Origin of the sequence: Shewanella sp. SW1 (genome assembly GCF_025653545.1) — a bacterium.
GTDB lineage: Bacteria > Pseudomonadota > Gammaproteobacteria > Enterobacterales > Shewanellaceae > Shewanella > Shewanella oncorhynchi.
Genome location: NZ_JAKKSG010000009.1, coordinates 179000 through 185773, shown reverse-complemented (window position 1 = coordinate 185773; position 6774 = coordinate 179000). Strand labels below are relative to the sequence as shown.

5 protein-coding genes are annotated in these 6774 nt (G+C 46.9%); all 5 read right to left on the bottom strand.

The window, feature by feature from the left end; genetic code table 11:
- Positions 1-119: transposase family protein (locus L5M71_RS10345; RefSeq protein WP_263205711.1), on the bottom strand; the 119-nt coding region annotated here is incomplete at its 3' end.
- Positions 120-757: 638 nt separating this feature from the next.
- Positions 758-910, bottom strand: coding sequence for a hypothetical protein (locus L5M71_RS10340; RefSeq protein ID WP_263205694.1), 153 nt, complete (start codon positions 908-910; stop codon positions 758-760).
- Between the two features lie 664 nt (positions 911-1574).
- Positions 1575-3224, bottom strand: a complete 1650-nt coding sequence (gene panP / locus L5M71_RS10335; protein WP_263205691.1) for a pyridoxal-dependent aspartate 1-decarboxylase PanP — start codon at positions 3222-3224, stop codon at positions 1575-1577.
- A gap of 546 nt (positions 3225-3770) precedes the next feature.
- Positions 3771-4985 (bottom strand): glycerate kinase, encoded by a 1215-nt coding sequence (locus tag L5M71_RS10330; RefSeq protein ID WP_263205689.1) that lies wholly within the window; start codon positions 4983-4985, stop codon positions 3771-3773.
- A gap of 232 nt (positions 4986-5217) precedes the next feature.
- Positions 5218-6576 (bottom strand): GntP family permease, encoded by a 1359-nt coding sequence (locus L5M71_RS10325; RefSeq protein WP_263205687.1) that lies wholly within the window; start codon positions 6574-6576, stop codon positions 5218-5220.
- Positions 6577-6774 lie beyond the last annotated feature (198 nt).

Below are 6774 nucleotides of genomic sequence, written 5' to 3'. Positions count from 1 at the left end.
GACCAGCTTTGAGCGCCTGAGATGACGGCACTAAGCACAAGAAAACAGATGTCAATGACATCATGTTCTTGATTTATATGGGAACGGCAATCAGCAATGTTATCGAGATGTTTGAGCATATATAGGTCAAAAGACAAAGAAAAAGTGACCTATTTGATCACATTGGCGGGATCAATCAAGCTATTTCTTATCTCATTGTTTTTAAGGGTTATGCATAAAAAGCGATCGAGTATGATCAGCCCCTGGTCTTAACCATGTAGCAAGTTGCCCACAATCAGATCACTTAGAATGTCCATCATTCCAAAAACTAATGAAATCGGTAAAGTCTTTTGAATCTTAATCAGTGATAGAAATCAATCACTCGCTATGCGTATAAGGAATATTGTGGTTACTTAAATTTAGCAATTGAATTCGACACACAAAGGAGTGAATGATCAGTACTTAATCTTGGCAATAACGTTTAACTTATTTTGTGCTAATCAAACTTATTTAAAATAGATGGTGCTTTAAAACAATGGGTGCTACAAGATCTGATGTGCTTATCGTCGAACACCCACCATGCCTACCTTGTGTGATGGAAAACAAATTTATTCTGAAAAATATTTAACCCAAATTCAACCAGATACTGCCCAATAAATGGATAAGTTTCATATTAGGTCTAAGCTAGTTAATTTTAGCCTTAGTCCATCATATATAGTATTAGATTGTTAATTCTTTCTCGAAGAAAGATAAGTCATCACAGCTATCATGCTCCCAATTACAATACCTGTAATTCAAAAAATAAGCCAGCTTCTTGTCCATATATAGCACCTGATTGTAGCAGTGAATAGACAGGTGAAAGACCGAAGTATCCCCCAATCACACAACCAGTTACAGAAAGTAAAAGACCAACCTTAGTTCCAATGTTCATTTTATAAAATCCTTTTTTGGTAAAAATTTACTGGCACATAGATATTTCTATTCTCGGTGCAAATGTCTGCCTCCGTGTTTTTCGTGGATTAGTTAAACTAAAGTCTGAACTTCCCGTCAAGCCGCAAACAAGCACTGGAGCAACGTAACATATATAAAAATAAAATAAAACTAACAAACTTTGGTTTGATTTGTTCAAAGGGAAAGACCATAGACACTTAGCCTTAGTGGCGCGTAAGCTAATCTCACTAAAGAGTGAGACACCTACACCCTTGGTGTTTTTCAAGCTAGTTTTCACTCTTATGTGTGGAGCATGACTGCCTATGTGATAGTGGTATGTATTTTTCCATATGCAGCAGATTACGCAGAAATTAGCCAAGGCGAATTCAACTGCTGACGTGACCTTCGATGACATGGATGTCATCGTAGAGCCGCCATGGATGGCTTTACGGCGTGTCACGGAAGCAGTTGAATTCGGCGCACAAACGAGTGACATATTAAGTGTTTAATCATATGCAGGTTGCTAGGACTGATTAATCTTGTCACTTTAACGTTCAGCTAATTTTTTGTCGCGTAGCAAAACAGCCGCAAAGATCTTTGCGGCTGTTTTGCTATTGAAGCGCTTTATTTGAGCCGCAATTTAAAAATTTACGCTAAATAACACGCTATTCAGCCACCATCGCCATTAGCGCGGGTAAAAACTCGTTATCTAGTGCGGCGATTTCGCCTTGTTCGACCAGCACTTGATTGAGGATGTCATGGCTGGTGAGGGGGTTGGCGAGTACGACGCGAAATACTACGGTCGCTTGTCTAAAATAGCGGGCTGGCTGAATGCGGGTGCGGGAGACGAAGGACTTACCCTGTTCGCGCTGGTGCTTTTGAATAAACTGAGTGAGGCCATCGAGCAGCTCGTTAAAGCGGGAGAGTTTTACTGTGTCAGCTTGCTCAATAGCAAGCTGCATGGCGGCTTGGACACTGGCGGGCACATAACGATAAGTCAGCAGACACAGTTCTGGTTCAGTGACCAGCTCAAAATCCTCATGGGCTTTGATTTGTTCGGCAAAATAGCGGGCTTTTTCAAGGCTGTTATTGATTAAGATTTCATAACCATCGCGGCCGATGATCTGCAAGCAAGCGTGCACTAACATCGCCATGCCTGGGCGTGAACCTTCTAGCGTTTGGCTGCCGAGATCCTTTGAACCACGACGCAGAATATATTCGGCGTGGTGGGCAATGGCGTGGGCGAACTCTGGGTCTTTAAATAACACCATGCCTGCGCCCATGGGCACGTACATTTGTTTGTGGGCATCGATAGTGACTGAGTCCGCAAGTTCGATACCTGCAAGTAAGTGGCGGTATTTATTGGATAATAAACTCGCGCCGCCCCACGCTGCATCCACATGGAAATGGCAGTTTAACTCTTTTGCCAGCGCAGCTAATTCTGTCAGTGGGTCAACATTACCGGTTTCTGTGGTGCCAGCCACGCCAACAATCGCTAACACTTTGATGTTCTTGCTAGCAAGTTTAAGGGCGGCTTGGCGCATTTTCGCGACATCGACCTTGTTATCGCTGCCCGTGGGAATGCTGATGATATTGTCGCGGCCGATACCAAGCAGATCGACGGCTTTGCCCAGCGAATAGTGGCCCCGCTCGGAGACAAGAATCGCCAAATCATCATAGCCGTAGTGGCGCAGTGCCTTGAGTAAGCCTTCGCGGCTGACGCCTTTAAACTCACCCTCTGCTTTCAATAATTGGTTACGGGCAATCCACAGCGCCGTGATGTTGGCCACTGTGCCGCCGGAGCAAAATGCCCCGAGGGAATGATTGGCGCTGTGCATCCAGTTTTGATAAAAATCCGTGTCTTGGGCGTAAATCAAATGGTGCATCATGCCGAGCACTTGGCGCTCAAGCGGCGTAAATGCCTTAGAGGTTTCGATTTTGACCAGATTTTGATTGAGTCCCACCATCATTTTTGACAGCGGCAACACAAAGTAGGGCAGTGCCGAAGTCATGTGGCCGATAAAACTTGGCGCCGCTGTGTGTACCGAATGCGCCACCAAATTTTGCATGATTTCGTCGGTGTAATCGGAGACAAAACGCGGCTGAGTTGGGATCTCAAAGGCTTGAAAATCGGTTTCGATTTCAGACAAGGGTTTTTCGAGCGCGGCGATACTGTCACCCAAAAAGCCTGCTAAGTCCTCGGAGAGCTTTTGCTCAATAATACTCAGCGTTGAGCTTGCATCTTCCGGTGCAGTAAAAATGCGCAGCAAACTTGCTTCGGATGCGGTGGCTTGGCGAGGGAGTTTCTGGGTCATGGGGCTTGCCGTCTATTAATTTTTATAGTGAAACCGCAAATTGGCTCGAAGAGTATAACGGACCAGTGATGCTCGATCAGTGACGCTCAAATGTTCAATCAGCGGAATACCAAAAAGGGAGCTCACTTTACTGCAAGGCCTTTTAGGCATCAAGCACTAAAATTTCATGTATACCAATCACGTTAAATATCTAATCAGTTCAGAGCCTCACAGGCATCTCAATCCAAGGCGCATTGACGCAGAAATGGTTATTCCCTTTTAAGGCAATGCAACACGGGAGTGGGATGGCTGTGAGGCTCCCGAAGGGCGGCTGATGTTCACTACATGGCAACGCGCTTTATACTGCGTTCAAGGCTTTCGACAGAACACCACTATGCCTTCAAGCCTTCGCCTTGTCTAAAGCGCGTTGAACTCCCGCTGAATGAACAGATATTTAATACGATTGGTATTGCCAAAGCGTTGCGGCCTAAATAAGCAAAGGCGCCGTTATGGCGCCTTTCTTCAAATCATTAAACAGAGGGAATTACTTAAGCATTAGTTCCAGTACTAGCGCTGGCCTAACATGAGTACCGCGCCGATATTTCGGGCGGTATTGCAAAGGTTTAGTTTGGCATTGGCCAGCACATCATCAAGCGGACTTAAGTGCGGGATGATAGGGAAGATAGCCGCCATACCGTGATCCAATATGGCATTGGCGTTTTCACCGAGGCAGCCCGCGATACCGATAGTGGGAATGCCCTGCAGTTTGGCTTGCTTTAACACGCCCATTGGGGTTTTACCAAACACGGTTTGACCATCGATGCGGCCTTCACCTGTGATCACTAAATCGGCGCCACGGATTTTGTCCGCAAGGCCAACGGTTTGCATTACAATCTCAACCCCAGGTTTAAGCTCGGCATTTAAAAAAGCCATCACGCCAAGACCCATACCGCCAGCCGCGCCAGCCCCGGCATGATCGCGGTGATCGCTAATGCCATTGCGGGCAATCACATCGGCATAATGGGCAAGAGCGGCATCTAGCTGCTTAACCATCTCGGGCGTCGCACCTTTTTGCGGACCAAAAATCGCCGAGGCACCGCGTTCACCGCACAGTGGGTTATCAACATCGCAGGCAACTTCGAAGCTGCACTCACGTAAAAGTGGATGAGCGTTTGATACATCGATTTGAGCGAGGTTCGCCAGCGCTGCGCCGCCAGAAGGCAAGGTTTTACCTTGGCCATCGAGCAACAAAATATCCAGCGCTTGGGCCATACCCGCGCCGCCATCGTTGGTGGCACTGCCGCCTAGCCCCAAAATGATGTGCTTTATCCCCCGATTAAGCGCATCACAAATCAGCTCGCCCGTGCCATAACTTGTGGTAAGCAGCGGGTTACGTTGCTCCCTCGGCACATGGTGCAGACCTGAGGCTGAGGCCATTTCAATCACGGCAATCGCGCCTCGATGTGGCGATTTATTCGTTGGATCTGCACGTGAAACTGAAGCAGAACTTGTATTGATCGCAGCGCCGAGAATGCCTTCACCAAGAATGCCATAGTGTGCTTGCACTCTATGCCCCAGTGGCCCCATGACCTCTAAGCTGACAATACTGCCGCCCGTGGCATCGACCATAGATTGCACTGTGCCTTCGCCGCCATCGGCAACGGGAATTTTGACTATGTCGCAGTCGGGTATCACTTGTCTTAAGCCTTGCTCGATGGCATTAGCCACTTCGAGTGCGCTTAAGCTTTCTTTAAATGAGTCGGGGGCGATAACTATTTTCATTAAAAATCCTACAGCTAAATGGGATAAAACAGGGCTCAATATTGAACACTAAACCCAAGGCCACTTACGTTGGGCGCAACAACATCCCTGTGCTAAAACTGAGGTGATATAAAGGAATTTATATCCATCACTGGCACATTAATCTGTTGCAATTATTAGGGCGTATAACAGAGATATATCTTGGGCGCGGTATGCGCCCAAGGGACAATATTGAATCAAGAACTTATTAATATTAGAGCAACACTAGGCTTAGCACATACACAGTTACCATGGACGTTACACCTTGGATTAGGGTCGCCATAGTTTGGGCTTTATAGGCTTGTTTGACACTCATGCGGCTAAATTGGGTGACGACCCAAAAGAAGCTGTCATTGGCGTGGGAAACGGTCATCGCACCTGCGCCAATTGCCATTACTGTTAACACTCGGCCCATATCGCTACCAAGACCAATATCGCCAAGCATAGGCGCAACCAGTGCCGAGGTTGCGACTAACGCTACCGTCGATGAACCCTGCGCTGACTTAAGCGCTGCAGCGACGATAAATGGCATGAAGATACCGATACCCAGTGCCGACAGTGATGTGCCCAAAAAGTCACCGATAGGCGTGGCTTTTAATACCGCACCAAAGGCACCACCTGCACCAGTGATTAAAATAATCGGCGCGGCAGTGACGAGCCCTTGGCTGATGCGTTCGCTAAATTCGCTGATCTTATTCTCACCCTTTAACAGCAACAGGGATAAAAACAGGCCAATCATCAGGGCATTAACGGGCTGACCAAGGAATACGAGCGCATCAAACACACCTTCTTTACCCAAAGGCGCTGAAGGGAAGTTAGCGATAGAACCTAAACAAATTAATACGATAGGCACAAAAATCGGTGCGAAAGCTTTTAATGGACTTGGTAGCGTGCCATAGCTTTTTTTCAGCGTTTCATAGTCACTGGCCTGCGCTTTAAGTTCTTCTGCGCCTTCACCATCGGGCTCAATATCGGCAAAGCGGTTTGCCCATAACATACCCGCGAGTGCCGCAACGGCGGCCACAAAGAGACCCACACCGATCACTAAGCCTAAGTTGGACTCTAAGCCTAAGTTGCCTGCGGCGGCGATAGGGCCTGGCGTTGGCGGTACAAAGGTGTGAGTGGCGTACAGACCTGTGGCTAAGGCAACGCTCATGGAGACACTAGAGACCTTCATGCGGTTCGCCATCGATTGTTTCAGTGAGTTTAAGATCACAAAACCCGAGTCACAAAAGACCGGAATAGACACGAGATAACCGATAATTGACATAGTGAGTGTCGGGAAGCGTTTACCTAATATCTTGATCACCACATCGGCCATGGTGATGGCGGCGCCGCTTTTTTCCAGAATAATCCCTATGATAGTGCCTAAGACGATCACTAAGCCGATATAGCCTAAAATATTGCCAAACCCTGTAGTAATGGTTTTAGCGATTTCTCCGCTCGGCAAGCCATAGGCGAAGGCTGCGATAAAGGCGGCCAGAATTAAGGTTAAAAAGGGGTGGAGTTTAAATTTTGAGGTCGCGATAACAATAAATGCAATCACGCCGATGAGAATAAGCACTAAGTTCATAGTTTGTCCCGTTCAGTTCTTGGCTGAAGTTTTTGAGTAAGTTTTTTGACTTATATTGTAGGGCGCAGTGCTTATTTGGGCCTGAGTCCAAATGAGGGCTGCTTTAAGTTCATCCTATTATTGTGCAGGTATGTTTGAATAGCTTTGGCTAAATCCACGGAATTACCGCGTTATGTTTCGCCATTTTTGTGCTCATGC

Excerpts from the sequence above, each read along its gene's own strand:
- L5M71_RS10340 (WP_263205694.1), bottom strand. The coding sequence starts at position 910 with ATGAACATTGGAACTAAGGTTGGTCTTTTACTTTCTGTAACTGGTTGT.
- panP (WP_263205691.1), bottom strand. The coding sequence starts at position 3,224 with ATGACCCAGAAACTCCCTCGCCAAGCCACCGCATCCGAAGCAAGTTTG.
- L5M71_RS10330 (WP_263205689.1), bottom strand. The coding sequence starts at position 4,985 with ATGAAAATAGTTATCGCCCCCGACTCATTTAAAGAAAGCTTAAGCGCA.
- L5M71_RS10325 (WP_263205687.1), bottom strand. The coding sequence starts at position 6,576 with ATGAACTTAGTGCTTATTCTCATCGGCGTGATTGCATTTATTGTTATC.